This is a genomic window from Kitasatospora sp. MMS16-BH015 (genome assembly GCF_002943525.1).
Lineage (GTDB): Bacteria > Actinomycetota > Actinomycetes > Streptomycetales > Streptomycetaceae > Kitasatospora.
Window position 1 is genome coordinate 3,698,342 of sequence record NZ_CP025394.1, and the last position, 12,354, is coordinate 3,710,695.

General features: G+C 73.0%; 12 protein-coding genes. 4 read left to right on the forward strand and 8 right to left on the reverse strand.

Annotated features, from left to right (window positions below):
* Positions 1–4: 4 nt before the first annotated feature.
* From CFP65_RS16035 to proC, 3 genes are all read right to left on the reverse strand, one after another.
* Complete coding sequence (locus tag CFP65_RS16035; RefSeq protein WP_104816737.1) at positions 5–1,213, reverse strand: MFS transporter; 1,209 nt, start codon at positions 1,211–1,213, stop codon at positions 5–7.
* Between the two features lie 101 nt (positions 1,214–1,314).
* Positions 1,315–1,974: an HAD family phosphatase gene (locus CFP65_RS16040; RefSeq protein ID WP_104816738.1), complete on the reverse strand. Its 660-nt coding sequence runs from the start codon at positions 1,972–1,974 to the stop codon at positions 1,315–1,317.
* Between the two features lie 17 nt (positions 1,975–1,991).
* Complete coding sequence (gene proC, locus CFP65_RS16045) at positions 1,992–2,813, reverse strand: pyrroline-5-carboxylate reductase (protein WP_104816739.1); 822 nt, start codon at positions 2,811–2,813, stop codon at positions 1,992–1,994.
* Positions 2,814–2,990: 177 nt separating this feature from the next.
* Between proC and CFP65_RS16050 the strand changes: the two genes are divergently transcribed.
* The 3 genes from CFP65_RS16050 (at position 2,991) to CFP65_RS39990 (ending at position 5,630) form a co-directional block, all read left to right on the forward strand.
* Positions 2,991–4,553 (forward strand): PHB depolymerase family esterase, encoded by a 1,563-nt coding sequence (locus CFP65_RS16050; RefSeq protein WP_104816740.1) that lies wholly within the window; start codon positions 2,991–2,993, stop codon positions 4,551–4,553.
* Between the two features lie 85 nt (positions 4,554–4,638).
* Positions 4,639–5,085 carry a hypothetical protein gene (locus CFP65_RS16055; RefSeq protein WP_158702193.1) on the forward strand — a complete coding sequence of 149 codons (447 nt, stop codon included), beginning with the start codon at positions 4,639–4,641 and terminating at the stop codon, positions 5,083–5,085.
* A 110-nt stretch (positions 5,086–5,195) separates the two neighbouring features.
* Positions 5,196–5,630, forward strand: coding sequence for a hypothetical protein (locus tag CFP65_RS39990; protein WP_174805541.1), 435 nt, complete (start codon positions 5,196–5,198; stop codon positions 5,628–5,630).
* A 50-nt stretch (positions 5,631–5,680) separates the two neighbouring features.
* On the opposite strand, the gene CFP65_RS16065 is transcribed toward CFP65_RS39990, so the two are convergent.
* The 5 genes from CFP65_RS16065 to CFP65_RS16085 all read right to left on the reverse strand — a co-directional run bounded on the left by CFP65_RS16065 (position 5,681) and on the right by CFP65_RS16085 (position 11,228).
* Positions 5,681–6,193 (reverse strand): hypothetical protein, encoded by a 513-nt coding sequence (locus CFP65_RS16065; RefSeq protein WP_104816742.1) that lies wholly within the window; start codon positions 6,191–6,193, stop codon positions 5,681–5,683.
* A 131-nt stretch (positions 6,194–6,324) separates the two neighbouring features.
* On the reverse strand, positions 6,325–8,169 hold the full coding sequence (ilvD, locus tag CFP65_RS16070) for a dihydroxy-acid dehydratase (protein ID WP_104816743.1): 1,845 nt from the start codon (positions 8,167–8,169) through the stop codon (positions 6,325–6,327).
* Between the two features lie 92 nt (positions 8,170–8,261).
* Positions 8,262–9,050 (reverse strand): class I SAM-dependent methyltransferase, encoded by a 789-nt coding sequence (locus CFP65_RS16075; RefSeq protein ID WP_104816744.1) that lies wholly within the window; start codon positions 9,048–9,050, stop codon positions 8,262–8,264.
* A 48-nt stretch (positions 9,051–9,098) separates the two neighbouring features.
* Complete coding sequence (locus CFP65_RS16080) at positions 9,099–9,902, reverse strand: sugar phosphate isomerase/epimerase (RefSeq protein WP_104820918.1); 804 nt, start codon at positions 9,900–9,902, stop codon at positions 9,099–9,101.
* 312 nt (positions 9,903–10,214) lie between these two features.
* Complete coding sequence (locus CFP65_RS16085) at positions 10,215–11,228, reverse strand: Ppx/GppA phosphatase family protein (RefSeq protein ID WP_104816745.1); 1,014 nt, start codon at positions 11,226–11,228, stop codon at positions 10,215–10,217.
* 168 nt (positions 11,229–11,396) lie between these two features.
* Here CFP65_RS16085 and CFP65_RS16090 point away from each other — a divergent pair, with 168 nt between their 5' ends.
* The gene (locus CFP65_RS16090; RefSeq protein WP_104816746.1) at positions 11,397–12,152 is read left to right on the forward strand and encodes an alpha/beta fold hydrolase; all 756 of its coding nucleotides are present in this window, start codon (positions 11,397–11,399) and stop codon (positions 12,150–12,152) included.
* The last annotated feature ends 202 nt before the right edge of the window (positions 12,153–12,354 follow it).

Below are 12,354 nucleotides of genomic sequence, written 5' to 3' on the forward strand. Positions count from 1 at the left end.
CAACCTACTGGTTGCGCCCAGTTGCCTTCTCCAGAGCCATGTGTCCGGGGGTGGCGATGCCGAACTCCCTTGCGAAGAAGAGGATCGCCAGCACCAGCACCATGGGCGCCAGCAGGGCCAGCCGGTAGGAAGCGGCGTCGGCCAGCGCCCCCACCAGCGGCGAACCCACCAGGAAGCCCACGTAGTTGAAGAGGTTGAGCCGGGCCACGGCGGCGTCGGAATCGGCCGGGAAGCGGCGGCCGCCGGCCGCGAAGACCTGGGGGATGATCGCGCAGATGCCGAGGCCGAGCAGGGTGAAGCCGGCGATGCCCGTCCACGGCGAGGGGGCGGCGGCGGCCACCGCGAAGCCGAGCGCGGCGACACCCGCACCGGCCCGGACCACCGCGCCCGCGCCGAACCGCTGGACGGCCCGGTCGCCCACCGTGCGGCCGGCCAGCAGGGCCACCATGTAGCCGAGGTAGGAGAGTTTGGCCAGGTCGTCGGGGCTGCCCAGGCCGTCGGTGAGGTACTTGACGCTGTAGTTGGAGACGGAGGCGTCGGCGATGTAGGCGAAGGCCATCACCGCGCAGAGCGGCAGCAGCGGGCGCCAGGGGATCGACCGGGCGGCGGCCTCGGCGGCCTCCCGCACAGCGTCGCCCAGCTCGGCCCGGCCGGCGAAGCGGGTGCCGACCAGCAGCGAGAGCGGGATCAGCACGGCCGCGCTGACCCCGAACAGCTCGTCCAGACCCAGGTCGTAGTGCGAGCCGAGGCCGGCCAGCGCCGCACCGAGGATGCCGCCGGCGCTGAACGCGGCGTGGAAGCCGAGCATGATGCTGCGCCCGTACCGGCGCTGCAGGCCCACCCCGAGCATGTTCATCGAGGCGTCCAGCGCGCCGACCAGCAGGCCGAAGGCGCCCAGCGCGATGCCCAGTTGCCAGAGCGCGGAGCCGAGCCCGGCCCCGGCCAGGGTCAGGCAGAGCAGCGGCTGCACCACCCGCAGCACGGCCCGGGCGCTGCTGCGCCGCACCAGCTGCTCCGAGCTGATCGACCCCACCCCGGCCAGGATCGGCACGGCGGCCAGGAAGACCGGCAGCAGGCCGTCGCTGAGGCCGTACTGCTTCTGGATCTCCGGGATGCAGGTGACCAGCAGGGCGAAGGTGGTGCCCTGGAGCAGGAAGCTGACCGCGAGCGCCGCCCTCGCCTGCCGGAGCCTCGGGGTGATCTCCTCGGGCATGCCGCACCTCGCTACTCGCCGGTATGTCGATGTTGGCGAGAGCGTAGGGGCTGGAACGTTTTTGCGGGAGAGATAAAACGGGCAGCCTTTCCGCGCCAGCCTCAGCCGAGCGGGCCCAGCAGGCCGAGCACCTCGCCCAGATCGGTGATCAGCCCGGTGGCCCCGGCGCCGGTGAGCTTGGCCGGGTCGGTGAGCGCCGCGTAGCCGTACACGTCCATCCCGGCCGCCCGGGCGGCGAGCACGCCGTTGCGGCTGTCCTCGATCACCAGGCAGCGGGCCGGGTCGACGCCCAGGGTGCGGGCGGCGTGCAGGAAGAGGTCCGGGGCGGGCTTGCCCACGCCCACGTCCTGGGCGCTGAAGATCCGCTCCTCGCGGTGGTGCTCGCGCAGGCCGGTCAGGTCGAGGGCGGTGCGGATCCACTCGTGGTGCGCGGAGGAGGCCAGGCAGTACTCGACCCCGTCCCGCTGGAGCGCCTTGAGCAGCTCCCCCGCCCCGCGCACGGGCGCGAGCTCGCGCCCGAAGGCCGCGAACACCCGCCCGTGGAACAGCTCGTCGAACCCCTCCGGCAGCGCCGCCCCGTACCGCTCGCCGACCACGTCGTGCACGGTGTGCGCGGCGCAGCCCATGAAGTCCCGGTACGAGTCCTCGACGGTGGTCGGGTACCCCAGCTCGGTCAGGTACTCGGCGAGCACCCGGTTGGAGATCGGCTCGCTGTCCACGAGCACGCCGTCGTTGTCGAAGATCACCAGGTCGTAGCGCATGGCCCCGAGCCTAGTGATCACTTGCCGCCGGAGGCCAACTCCCGCGACCGGTCCCGGGCCGCCTCCAGGGCGCCGAGCAGGGCGGCCCGGACACCGTGGTTCTCCAGCTCGCGGATGGCGGCGATGGTGGTGCCGGCCGGGGAGGTGACGGCCTCGCGGAGCTTGACCGGGTGCTCGCCGGAGTCGCGGAGCATGATCGAGGCGCCGATCGCGGACTGCACGATCAGGTCGTGGGCCACGTGCCGGGGCAGGCCCAGCAGGATGCCGGCGTCGGTCATCGCCTCGACCAGGAAGTAGAAGTAGGCCGGGCCGGAGCCGGAGAGCGCGGTGGCCGCGTCCTGCTGGGATTCGGGCAGCCGCAGCGCCTTGCCCACCGAGCGGAAGATCTCCTCCGTCCGGGCCAGGTGCAGCTCCGTGGCGTGCGAGCCGCCGGAGATGACGCTCATCCCCTCGTCCACCAGCACCGGCGTGTTGGGCATCACCCGGACCACCGGGGTGCCGGCCGCGAGCCGCTCCTCGAACCAGGCGGTCGGGATGCCCGCCGCCGCCGAGATGACCAGCTTCTCGGCGCCGATGTGCGGGCCGAGCTCGTCCAGCAGGGTGCCCATGTCCTGCGGCTTGACCGCGAGGATCAGGGTGTCGGCCAGCTTCGCCGCCTCGGTGTTGCCCACCACGGTCACGCCGTACCGCTCGGTCAGCTCGGCCGCCCGCTCCGGCCGCCGGGTGGTCACCAGCACGTCGGCCGGGTCGGTGCCCGCCCGCAGCAGCCCGGAGAGCAGCGCCTCGCCGATCTTGCCGGTGCCCAGGAAGGCGATCTTCTGTCCGCTGCCGCTGGCCATGACCTGCTCCTCACGTCTTGGTACGTGCCGCCATCCTCGCACCGGCACGGCCCTTGGTGCGGGTACGTCCACGTGCTGGGCCGACACCGCGTCGCCCCGCCGGGTGTCCGCCCGTACCGTCCCCGGCCGCACCGGGCCGCCGTACCGTCGCGGCACCCCCACGAAGGAGCAACTGCCATGCGGTACAGGAGAAGTACGCGGTACGGCTGGGCCGTGACGGCCCTGTTCGGGCTGCTCGCCGGCCTGCTGGCCCTGGTGCCCGGCCGGGCCCAGGCGGCCACCCTCACCGAGGTCACCGGCTTCGGCTCGAACCCGGGCGCGCTGCGGATGTTCCGCTACGTGCCGGACGGCCTGCCCGCCGGCCGCCCGCTGGTGGTCGCGCTGCACGGCTGCACCCAGTCGGCCGCGGCCTACGACGACGCCTCCGGCTGGACCCAGTGGGCCCGGCCGTGGGGCTTCGCCCTGCTGCTGCCGCAGCAGACCAGCAGCAACAACCCGAACTCCTGCTTCGACTGGTACACCCCCGCCGACTTCTCCCGCGACCAGGGCGAGGCGCTCTCGGTGAAGCAGATGGTCGACCGGATGAAGACCGACTACGGCAGCGACGCCGGCCGGGTCTACGTCACCGGCCTCTCGGCCGGCGGGGCGATGACGGCCGCCCTGCTCGCCGACTACCCGGACGTGTTCGCGGGCGGCGGCATCGTCGCGGGCCTGCCGTACCACTGCGCCACCACCCAGGTCGAGGCCAGCGTCACCTGCATGACCACCGGCCGCACCCAGACCCCGGCCCAGTGGGGCGACCTGGTCCGCGCCGCCGACCCCGGCTGGACCGGCCCATGGCCCAAGGTCTCGCTCTGGCAGGGCAGTTCGGATTCGGTGGTCAACCCGGGCAATCTCGGCGAGCTGACCAAGCAGTGGACGGACGCGGACGGCACCGGCCAGACCCCGGCCCTCTCCGAGACCGTCGGCGGCTACCCCCACCAGGTCTACGCCGACCCCGACGGCCAGCCCCGGGTGGAGACTTGGTCGATCACCGGGATGGACCACGGCCAGCCGATCGACCCGGGCAGCGGCCCCACCCAGTGCGGCACCGCCGGCGCGTACCTGCTCGACGCCAACATCTGCGCCTCCTACTGGATCGCCAAGTTCTGGGGCCTGGACGGCACTTCCCCCACTCCCACTCCCTCACCCACTCCCACACCCACCCCCTCCCCCACCACCGGTTCGATCACCCTCACCGACGACACCACCCACGACGGCTACGTGAAGGCCGCCGCCGACGGCAGCTCCCCCAGCGTCGGCACCCTGGCCGACTACCTCGGCCTCGCCGTGGGCCGGGGCACCGACGGCCAGCAGAACCGGGCCCTGCTCTCCTTCGACACCTCCACCCTCCCCGCCGGCGCCACCGTCACCGGCGCCCGACTGACCGTCAGCTGGGCGAGCGGCAGCGGCAACCCCTTCGCCGGCGCCGACCTGGTCGTCGACTCCCGCACCGGCTGCTTCGGCAACAGCTGCGCCACCGCCCCGGACGACTGGCAGGCCACCCCCACCACCCCGGCCGCCGCCACCCTCGCCCCCTTCACCACCGGCACCCGCACCTCCACCACCTTCACCCCCACCGTCACCCCGGGCACCCCCCTCCAACTCCGCCTGGAGTTCGACCACCCCCTGACCAGCACCGCCTACCTCTTCCTCCAGCGCGGCACCCACGCCACCCTCACCCTCGACTACCGCCGCTGACCCCGGGGCGAGCCAGGGTCGGCCCCGGGGAAACTCAGGGTCGGCCCCTATGGCTTCCGGGGGCCGGGCGGAGCACCGTGGAGGCATGGGACACGGAGATTTGTCGCGGAGTGAGGGCAGGCAGCTCGCCGTAGCGTCGGCGACGCTGGGGCCCTGGAAGACGGCGGCCAGGGTCGGGGCGGTGGTGGGGGCGGCGGCGCTCGGGGTGGATCTGATCACCGGGCACTGGTCGACCGACATCCTGGCCGGGCCGGTCGGGCTGGCACTGTTCTTCTTCTTCCTGGTCGGCACCGTCGGCGGCAAGGTGCGCGAGCACGGCGACCGACGGCTGCACCGCTGGGCCGAGCAGCACCCCTGGGAGTCGGCGCTGCCGGCCGCCGGGGCGCTGCTGGTGCTCAACACGCTGTCGTTGACGCTGCTGGGCAGCTGGGGGCTGTTCGGGGCGCTGTTCACCTCGCTGCTGCCGGCCGGTCTGCTGCTGGTGGTCGCCGGGGTGGTCGGTTCGGTCAAGCGGGCGCGAAAGAATCCTTGAGTACGACAAGCGGATGTAACGGCTGAAAACGGGACGTACCGACCAGATGGCCGGAGGGAGAAATCGCTCCGGCCTCCCGCCGCACCACCTCGGGTCTGCATACTGACCGCGTGCCGATCGCCGAAGACCCAGACGCGCGCTCCGCCGAGGAGCCCGAGAACGACCCCTTCGAGGGGCTCGTCCTCGACGAGGACTTCGTCCGGGCCGCCCCCGTCAAGGAGCAGTCCGGCCGGGCCCGGATGCTCGCCGCCCGCTGGCAGCGCGAGGCTCCGGCCGTCACGCCCCCGCACGGCCACCCGGCGCCCCCCGCCCCCGAGGCCGGCCGAATGCGCCGGCTCCGCGGCCGGGTCGGTCAGCGCTGGCAGACGGTACTGATCGTGCTCTGCGTGATCGGCATGGCCGCACTCGGCCTACGCCTCGGCGACTCCGGCAAGCCGGCCCCCGCCCCGAGCCCGGCCCCCACCCAGGTGGTCACCACCCCGAGCTCCCCCGCCGACGGCACGGCCTCCCCGTCCCCGAGCCCGAGCGCCCCGAAGCTGATCTGAGCACGACTTCACCGGACGGGACGTGCCACCGCACCCCGCGGAGCCGACCGTCAGCCCTTGCGCTTGCGGTCGGGCCGCCCGGTGCGGCTCGACTGCCGGCGCTGGTGGGCGGCCAGGGCCTGCTCGTAGCGGGCCCGCTTGACCGACTCGCCGGGAGCCTCGACCAGGCTGCGCAGGAAGTACGCGAGCAGCGAGCCGACGCAGCCGATCGCGAACAGGGCGCCGAGCGACTTCTCCTCGGCCATCCAGCCGGTCAGGTTGTCGCGGCCCTCGGCGAGCAGCTTCCACATCCGCAGCGCCGCCAGGCAGGAGCAGACGGCGATGGCGGCGACCAGCAGCACGTAGACGAAGCCCCCCGCATCGGAGAGCCGCACCCCGCTGAGGCCGAACTTCAGCACGAGGGCCGCCGCCACGGCGGCCAGCAGCGCCCCGAGCGGCACCAGCACCCGCCGCAGCCGGTAGTCACCACCGCGCTCCACCCAACTCGTACCGAACCACCGGATCGGCTCCGGCTCGGGCGCAGTGGACGACGGACGGACGGGGGCTTTCCGGGGCTCGCTCACGCCTCCGATTATGACCCGACCGGCACCACCGAGGGCGCGGGGCTCCGCCTGTTCGACTGCGTGCGCGACCGGCCATGCACCTCCGTGCACGGTTGCGCGCGCAGTTCCCCGCGCCCCTGCTGTGGTTTCTCTCAGCCGAGCTTGCTCACGTCGCGGACTGCACCCTTGTCCGCCGAAGTAGCCATCGCCGCGTAAGCACGCAGCGCGGCCGAGACCGGGCGGACCCGGTCCTTCGGGCGGTAGCCGCCCTCGGCCTCCAGCTTGATCCGGCGCTCGTGGAGCTCCTCGAAGGAGACCTTGAGCTCGACCGAGCGGTTCGGGATGTCGATCGAGATGACGTCGCCGTCCTCGACCAGGGCGATGGTGCCGCCGGAGGCGGCCTCCGGGGAGGCGTGGCCGATGGAGAGGCCGGAGGTGCCGCCGGAGAAGCGGCCGTCGGTGATCAGGGCGCAGGCCTTGCCCAGGCCGCGGCCCTTGAGGAAGGAGGTCGGGTAGAGCATCTCCTGCATGCCCGGGCCGCCCTTGGGGCCCTCGTAGCGGATGACCACCACGTCGCCCTCCTTGACCCGCTTGGTGAGGATCGCGTCCACCGCGTCCTCCTGGGACTCCAGCACCACGGCCGGCCCGCTGAAGGTCCAGATCGACTCGTCGACCCCGGCGGTCTTCACGATGCAGCCGTCCTCGGCGAGGTTGCCGTAGAGCACCGCGAGCCCGCCCTCCACCGAGTACGCGTGCTCCACCGAGCGGATGCAGCCGCCGGCCGCGTCCGTGTCCAGCGACTCCCAGCGCTCGGACTGCGAGAAGGCGGTGGCGGAGCGGACGCAGCCGGGGGCGGCGTGGAAGAGCTCGACGGCCACCTCGGTGGCGGCGCCGCCGCGGATGTCCCAGTCGGCCAGCCACTGCTCCAGCGAGGCGGAGTGCACGGTGTGCACGTCCTTGTTGAGCAGGCCGCCGCGGTGCAGCTCGCCGAGGATGGCGGGGATGCCGCCGGCCCGGTGCACGTCCTCCATGTAGTAGTTGCCGTTGGGGGCGACCTTGGAGAGGCAGGGCACGCGGCGCGAGATGGCGTCGATGTCGCGCATGTCGAAGTCCAGCTCGGCCTCCTGGGCGGCGGCGAGCAGGTGCAGGATGGTGTTGGTCGAGCCGCCCATCGCGATGTCCAGGGCCATCGCGTTCTCGAACGCGGCCCGGGAGGCGATGGCGCGCGGCAGCACCGACGCGTCGTCCTGGTGGTAGTACCGCTTGGTGATCTCCACGACGGTGCGGCCGGCGTCCTCGTAGAGGGCCTTGCGGGCGGTGTGGGTGGCGAGCACCGAGCCGTTGCCGGGCAGGGCCAGGCCGATCGCCTCGGCCAGGCAGTTCATCGAGTTCGCGGTGAACATGCCCGAGCAGGAGCCGCAGGTCGGGCAGGCGTTCTCCTCGATGATCGCGATGTCGGCGTCCGAGACGGACTCGTTCACCGCGTCGGAGATCGCGTTGACCAGGTCGAGCTTGCGGACGGTGCCGTCCACCAGGGTGGCCTTGCCGGCCTCCATCGGGCCGCCGGAGACGAAGACCACCGGGATGTTGAGGCGCAGCGCGGCCATCAGCATGCCGGGGGTGATCTTGTCGCAGTTGGAGATGCAGATCAGCGCGTCGGCGCAGTGCGCGTTGACCATGTACTCGACCGAGTCGGCGATCAGGTCGCGGCTGGGCAGCGAGTAGAGCATGCCGTGGTGGCCCATGGCGATGCCGTCGTCCACCGCGATGGTGTTGAACTCGCGGGGGATGCCGCCCGCCTCCTTGATCGCCTCGGAGACGATCCGGCCCACCGGCTGGAGGTGGGTGTGGCCGGGCACGAACTCGGTGAAGGAGTTCGCCACCGCGATGATCGGCTTCCCGAAGTCCTCGCGGGCTACGCCGGCCGCCCGGAGAAGCGCCCGGGCGCCTGCCATGTTGCGACCGTGGGTGACCGTACGGGACTTCAGCTCGGGCACTGTGCTCCACTCCTTCGAGGGGCGGGACGGAGTTCTAGGCCACCGAGCCTACGCCCGCCGTCCACCCGGCGGACGCACCGTCCGCGATGCGGTCAGCCCGCAGCGGTGGTGGCCACCGTGAGCTCCAGCCGGTACGGCTCGGTCACCAGGCCGTCGGGGAATGCGGCCAGCAGCGCCGCCCGCTCCTCGGCCAGCACCCGCTCGCGCACCTCGGGCTGCTCCACCGCGAAGTACGACTTGGAGCGCAGGTCGGTGATCACGCTGTCCACGGGCAGGGTGCGCTCCCAGCGCAGGGTCACCGTGCTCAGCCGCAGGTCGTGGTCGGCGAGCGGCTCGGTCACGCCGTTGCGGGTGCCGTAGTAGTGGTGCGAGGAGAGCTTGGCGGCCAGCCGCCGCTCCTGCTCGTCCAGCCACGGCACCGACTGGTCCTTGATGTTCCACCAGAGCGCGAGCGAGCCGCCCGGGCGCAGCACCCGGATCGCCTCCGGGATCGACCTGGCCGGGTCGGTCCAGTGGAAGGCCTGGGCGTAGGTGACCAGGTCGGCGGAGTCGTCGTGGAAAGGCAGCTCGTCGCCGCCCGCCTTGACCACCGGGAAGCCGGGGGTGACGGCGCGCAGCTGGTCGGCCATGCCCTGGCTGGGCTCGACGGCGATCACCCGGGCGCCCCGGGCGGTCAGCAGCCGGGTGGCGATGCCGGTGCCCGCGCCCACGTCCAGCACGTCGGCGTCCTTGAGCGGACGGCCGGTCAGGCGCTCGATCTCCTCGAACAGCTCGCCAGGGTACGAGGGCCGGCCCGCGTCGTACTCGGCGGCGACCGCTCCGAAGGAGGCGGCGTGCCGCTGGTGAACCTCCGTCAGGTCCCTGTCGTCCGTGTCCGTCATGGCTCCCCCATCCGTCCGGTGTGCTGCCACCCATCCAAGCACCGGCGCTCAGGGGCGGCGGGCGGGGGTGGCCAGGTGCAGCCGGGTGAAGGCCAGCGCCTCGGCCAGATCGGCCTCGCGTTCGGCGGGGGAGGTGGCGCGGCGGGTGTTGACCTCCAGCACGACGTGGCCGCCGAAGCCGGTCCGGGCCAGCCGCTCCAGCAGCTCGGCGCAGGGCTGCTTGCCCCGGCCGGGGATCAGGTGCTCGTCCTTGCCGGAGCCGAGGCCGTCGGCCAGGTGGATGTGGGCCAGCCGCTCCCCCATCCGGTCGACCATCCCGAGCGCGTCCACCCGCGAGGTGGCCGCGTGCGAGAGGTCGATGGTGAAGTGCCGGTACTCCTCCTCGGTGACGTCCCAGCCGGGGGCGTAGGCGAGCACCTCCCGGTCCCGGTAGCGCCACGGGTACATGTTCTCCACGGCGAAGCGGACCTCCGTCTCGCCCGCCATCCGCGCGATGCCCTCGACGAACTCGCGGGCGTACTGCCGCTGCCAGCGGAACGGCGGGTGGACGACCACGGTGTCCGCGCCCAGCTTCTCGGCGGCGGCCCGGGCCCGGACCAGCTTGGTCCACGGGTCGGTGGTCCAGACCCGCTGGGTGATCAGCAGGCAGGGGGCGTGCACGGCGTGGATGGGCATCCGGTGCGCGTCCGCCAGGCGGCGGAGCGCCTCGATGTCCTGGCTGACCGGGTCGTTCCAGACCATCACCTCGACCCCGTCGTACCCGAGCCGGGCGGCCAGCTCGAAGGCCGTCACGGTGTTCTCCGGGTAGACCGAGGCCGTGGAGAGCAGCACCTTGGTGTCCGGCACGTGCAGCTCGGGATGCGGCGGCAGCACCAGCCGGTCGGTGGTCCGCAGCAGCGGCGCCGCCGTGGCCGCCTTGCCGGCCCGGGCCTTCTTCACCGCCTTGACGGCCTGCACCGCCTGGGAAGACGTGACCACCCGGGCGGCCTTGGCCGCCCGGCGGGTGCGGGTCCTCTCCTCGTCGTCCACGGAAAACAGCGTAAGCGGTGTACCAGGGGCGCGGGGAACCACCAGGGGCGCGGGGAACTGCGCGAGTGCGGAAGAAGCGGAGTCGCCATCTCACCCACTCAGCCAGTTGCACCGTCAACGGATAGTGCAACCGGCTCAGCTCGTAAGACTGCGGCCCAGTGCATGGTCGGCCGCGCCGTTCCCCGCGCCCCCGGAGATTGCAAGTGCAGGCCGGCGTTCGGCGGAGCCGTCCAGAGCATCCAAGCGCCGCAGGATGATCCCCTCCCGGAGGGCCCACGGACAGATGGTGAGCTCCTCCAGGCCGAAGAGGTCCATCGCCGCGTCGGCGACGAGAGCTCCGGCCAGCAGCTGTCTGGCCCGGCCCTCGGAGACGCCGGGGATGCGGGACCGCTCGGCCACCGTCATGGCGGCCAGCCTCGGCACCCAGGCGCCCAGGCCGGTGCGGCTGAGCCGGCGCGGGACCAAGGGGCCCGCCTCCGCGCTGGCGGCGCCGGTCATCCGGGCCAGCTGCTTGAAGGTCTTGGAGGTGGCCACGGCGTGGTCGGGCGTGCCGAGCCGGGCGAACTCGCCCGCGACCTGGGCGATCTCGGCCCGGATGTAGCGCCGCAGCTCCCGGACGTCGTCCGGGTCCGCCACGTCCCCGGGCAGCCGGGCGGTGAGCCGGCCGGCGCCCAGCGGCAGGGAGCAGGCCACGTCCGGCTGCTCGTCGATCCCGCAGGCGATCTCCAGCGAGCCGCCGCCGATGTCCAGGTTGAGCAGCCGGCCGGAGGACCAGCCGAACCAGCGGCGGACGGCCAGGAAGGTCAGCCGGGCCTCGTCCTGGCCGGAGAGCACCCGCAGCTCGACCCCGGTCTCCTCGGCCACCCGGCGCAGCACGGCCTCGCCGTTGGCGGCCTCGCGGACGGCGGAGGTGGCGAAGGGCAGCAGGTCGACCACGCCCTTGTCCTCGGCTACCCGGATCGAGGAGGCCACCATCCCGACCAGCTTGGTCACCCCGGTCTCGGTGATCGCGCCGTCCCCGTCCAGCAGCTCGGCGAGCCGCAGCTCGGCCTTGTGCGAGTACGCGGGCAGCGGGGCAGCACCGGGGTGGGCGTCCACCACGAGGAAGTGGACGGTGTTGGAACCTACGTCGAGCACACCGAGTCGCATAACGCTCCACGCTACGCGATCTCCCCCGTCACCAGCCCCCTCCGTGTCCCACCTGTGTTCCGGGGCCCCGTCAACCGGCGTCCCGCCCAGGGCATTTGAGCCGGTTGCGGGCGGCCCGAGCTGGGTAGCTGCCTGCCGTCCCGCACCACGACCCTCAGGAGTCACGCCATGACGATCAGCCACCTCGCCGTCGGCACCGGCCCGCACAAGGTGATCGCCCTGCACGACTGGTTCGGCACCGCCGCCGGTTGGGGCCCCTTCCTCGACCACCTGGACGGCGAGAGCTTCGGCTACGCCTTCCTCGACTACCGCGGCTACGGCGAACGGGCCGACGTGCCCGGCGAGTTCACCCTGGCCGAGATCGCCGCCGACACCCTCGCGCTGGCCGACCAGCTCGGCTGGGAGCAGTTCTCCCTGATCGGCCACAGCATGGGCGGCAAGGCCGCCCAGCGCGTGCTGGCCGAGGCCCCTGGCCGGGTCCGCAAGCTGGTCGGCGTGACGCCGGTGCCGGCCTCCGCCTACCCGCTGGAGGGGGAGGCGTACGAGCTCTTCCACGGCGCGGCGGCCGAGCCGGGCAACCGCAGGGCGATCCTCGACCTGGTCACCGGGCAGCGGGCCACCGGCACCTGGCTGGACGCGCTGACCGCCCGCTCGGTGGCCGGCTCCCGCCCGGAGGCCTTCGGCGCCTACCTGACCGACTGGTCCACCCAGGACTTCGCCGACCGGATCGCCGGCTCCCCGCTGCCGGTCAAGGTCTACGTCGGCGAGCACGACCTGGCCCTCACCCCCGAGCTGATGGCGGCCACCTGGCTGGCCCACTACCCCGCCGCCGAGCTGGAGGTGCTGCCGAACTCGGGCCACTACCCGATGCACGAGGTCCCGGTGGCCTTCGCGACCTCCCTGGAGGCCTTCCTGCGCAGCTGACCCCACCCGGCGCTCACCCGCGCCCACCCGGTGCTCCGCCGTCCGGGTCCGGTCCCGGCGAGCCGCGCTGGCGGTGGGCCGACGAGCCGGTTCTGATACCTACCGTGTCCGGGGTCGTTAGACACGTGCGGCAGGCGCGTCCGGCCCCGGGCCGGACGGCCGGGCCGAGGACTGTCGCCGTGCCCGTGGGCCGACCGGTAAG

Coding starts and splice junctions, on each gene's coding strand:
- proC (WP_104816739.1), bottom strand. CDS start 2,813: ATGGCCAGCGGCAGCGGACAGAAGATCGCCTTCCTGGGCACCGGCAAG.
- CFP65_RS16035 (WP_104816737.1), bottom strand. CDS start 1,213: ATGCCCGAGGAGATCACCCCGAGGCTCCGGCAGGCGAGGGCGGCGCTC.
- CFP65_RS16040 (WP_104816738.1), bottom strand. CDS start 1,974: ATGCGCTACGACCTGGTGATCTTCGACAACGACGGCGTGCTCGTGGAC.
- CFP65_RS16055 (WP_158702193.1), top strand. CDS start 4,639: ATGGGACACGGAGATTTGTCGCGGAGTGAGGGCAGGCAGCTCGCCGTA.
- CFP65_RS16050 (WP_104816740.1), top strand. CDS start 2,991: ATGCGGTACAGGAGAAGTACGCGGTACGGCTGGGCCGTGACGGCCCTG.
- CFP65_RS16085 (WP_104816745.1), bottom strand. CDS start 11,228: ATGCGACTCGGTGTGCTCGACGTAGGTTCCAACACCGTCCACTTCCTC.
- CFP65_RS16090 (WP_104816746.1), top strand. CDS start 11,397: ATGACGATCAGCCACCTCGCCGTCGGCACCGGCCCGCACAAGGTGATC.
- CFP65_RS16075 (WP_104816744.1), bottom strand. CDS start 9,050: ATGACGGACACGGACGACAGGGACCTGACGGAGGTTCACCAGCGGCAC.